Annotated in this window: 3 protein-coding genes; 1 reads left to right on the top strand and 2 read right to left on the bottom strand. The window is 66.9% G+C overall.

What is annotated here, in order from left to right:
• Nucleotides 1-472: SMC-Scp complex subunit ScpB (locus EN990_RS35065; RefSeq protein WP_164766233.1), on the bottom strand; the 472-nt coding region annotated here is incomplete at its 3' end.
• Between the two features lie 2 nt (nt 473-474).
• Complete coding sequence (locus tag EN990_RS35060) at nt 475-1,428, bottom strand: DUF1403 family protein (protein ID WP_127369045.1); 954 nt, start codon at nt 1,426-1,428, stop codon at nt 475-477.
• A gap of 126 nt (nt 1,429-1,554) precedes the next feature.
• Between EN990_RS35060 and EN990_RS35055 the strand changes: the two genes are divergently transcribed.
• On the top strand, nt 1,555-2,549 hold a 995-nt coding region (locus EN990_RS35055), incomplete at its 3' end, for a tyrosine-type recombinase/integrase (protein WP_127388573.1).

The raw sequence follows: 2,549 nt of genomic DNA, 5'->3' as shown, positions 1-2,549 counted from the left end.
GCTCCTGCGCGCGCAGCACGCCGATCAGATCGCGCGACACCTCCTTGCCGAAGAAGGAAGACAGTTCGCCACGGGTAATCGGCTGAAAATAAGCGATGCACATCAGCACCAGCGCCTCCGCCTGCGACAACTCTTTTGTGCCCTGCCCCGCCGCTGTGCCGAACGCGGCATGGATGACGTCGCCAAAAACCTTTTTGGTCCGGTGCTGCCAGCCGCCGGCGACCGCGACCAGCTCGTAGGGGCGGCCGGACAGTTCGGCGCGGATGTCGTCGATGATCAGCTCGAGATTGCAGTTTTTTCCCACCACCCGCGCGAGGACACTACGTGTTACTGGTTCGCTGGCGGCAAAGATCACCGCTTCGACGCGGCCCATCCACTCGCGCCAGCGCAGCTCCGGCGGCAGGTGGTCCAGTTCCGTGTCGACCAACACAGGCTGTTCGTTCGGCTTGCGGCGGGCAGACGCTTCGCTCATCCCTACAGCCCAAAAAGTCGAAAGGTGGTGCGGCCGGAGAGCTCGCGCACGGCATCCAATTGTTGCAGCCGATCGAAAAGGCGTCGCGCCGCAAAGCGCGACAGGCTTTTGGTCGTTAGCGATCCGGAGACGGCGTCGTCGTCGAGCAGTCTTTGGATCACATCGCCCGCCCCCTTCGCCCTGAGCTTCGGTGCGACGGCGATGAGCCGCTCCGCGCGACGCGACAGCTCGGCCGCCAGCCGGCACGCGTCCGCCGCCGCCTGAACCAGCGCCAGGCAAAGTGCCCGCTCGAACGCTTCGCCGCCCGGCCGGAGTCTGGTCCCTCCCGCCTCGGCGCGGAAGGCCGGAGCAAAAGCCAGGGCCATGAGCAGCGGTAGCGGCCGCGGCCAGCGCAGGCTTTGCGCCAGCACCAGGTCGGCCAGCCACCAGGCCAAAAGCTCGCAGTCGGGGCGTACGGCGACGACGTGCGCGGCGATCGCCGCCGCGGCGAACGGCGCCGGCCGCTGCGGTGCCGCCAGGTTTTCGATCTCCGTAGAAAGCGCGGCGAGCGCGGAACCGTCCCAGTGGAATCCGAGCATCTCGACGATCTTTTCGAGCCGATCGGCGCTGGCAACGGGCGGCTGCGCTGCCAATTGCCGCCAGCCGCCCAAAATAGCGCCGGCGGGGCCGGGATCGGCGCCGGGCGGGCGCAGGTGCCAGGCGTCGCGCAGGGCGGCCGCGTCCACGGCCCGGCCGGCGAGCCGCATGCTGGCGGCGGCACAGCGAAGCGCCAGCCGCTGGCGCCAGGCGCCGGCCCAGGCGGGCTGCGCCCGGGCAAGTGCGTCCAGCGACGCCAAGGCGGCGCCGGCCTGGAAGGCGGCGTCGATCTCGCTGGCGTCACGGCCGGACGCGAGCGCCCACGCCGGAACGGAGGGCGGCGCAGAGGAGCTGGCGGTCGCGGGATCGAGGCGAATCATGATTTTGGAGGGTAAAGCGCGCGTGCGCTTTGCGCTATGATTTTCGCACCGAAACGCACAGCCTGTCGTGCAGATATAATGAATGATAATGTTGCATTATCGTTCGTTACAAGCCATGCTAGCAGAATGGCCCCTATCGTCGACCTGAGCCGCGAAAATCGTCCTGAGGACAGCTCAGTGCCGTCCCACAGCACGACCGCGATCGCCAGCACCTCCCCTCCCTCGCCTCCAGCCGACGACTTGCCTGATATTGTCGATATCGTCATGGAAATGGCGCAGGCACCCTGCGAGCCGCAAAACGCCCCTCCCCTGCCGGCGCACCTGGAAGGGCTCGCCGAGCGCGCGCGCGATTACGTCGAGGCAGCAAGCTCGGCGAACACCCGGCGCGCCTACGCCGCCGATTGGAAGCATTTTTGCGCCTGGGCGCGCCGCCAGCATCTCGATGTGTTGCCGCCCGACCCGCAGGTCGTTGGCCTTTACATCACGGCCTGCGCGTCCGGTAAGGTGACGGGCGACAAGAAGCCGAACGCCGTCTCGACCATCGAGCGACGTCTCTCCTCGATCACCTGGAATTTTTCTCAGCGTGGCCAGCCATTGGACAGGAAGGACCGGCATATCGCCACTGTGCTGGCCGGCATTCGCAACACCCACGCCTCCCCTCCCCGGCAAAAGGAAGCCATTCTGACTGAAGACCTGATTGCCATGCTCGAGACCCTTGACCGTGGAACGTTGCGCGGCCTGCGCGACCGCGCCATGCTCCTGTTGGGTTTCGCCGGCGGCCTGCGGCGTTCTGAAATCGTTGGCCTGGACGTTGCCAGGGACCAAACCCAGGACGGCCGCGGCTGGATCGAGGTTTTGGACAAAGGCGTTCTCGTCGCATTGCGCGGAAAGACCGGCTGGCGCGAGGTCGAGATCGGCCGTGGCTCGTCCGATGCCACATGCCCGGTTGTGGCGGTGCAAACCTGGCTGAAACTGGCGAGGGTCGGCCATGGGCCGTTGTTTCGACGCGTCACCGGAAACGGCAAAGCAGTTGCAGCCGAGCGGCTCAACGACCAGGAAGTGGCGCGGCTGGTCAAACGCACCGCCCTCGCAGCCGGGGTTCGTGGCGACCTGTCCGAAGG

This window comes from Mesorhizobium sp. M7A.F.Ca.US.005.03.1.1 (assembly GCF_003997975.1).
Taxonomy (GTDB): domain Bacteria; phylum Pseudomonadota; class Alphaproteobacteria; order Rhizobiales; family Rhizobiaceae; genus Mesorhizobium; species Mesorhizobium ciceri.
This window is presented reverse-complemented; position numbering and strand designations above follow the sequence as displayed.

Excerpts from the sequence above, each read along its gene's own strand:
- EN990_RS35060 (WP_127369045.1), bottom strand. The coding sequence starts at position 1,428 with ATGATTCGCCTCGATCCCGCGACCGCCAGCTCCTCTGCGCCGCCCTCC.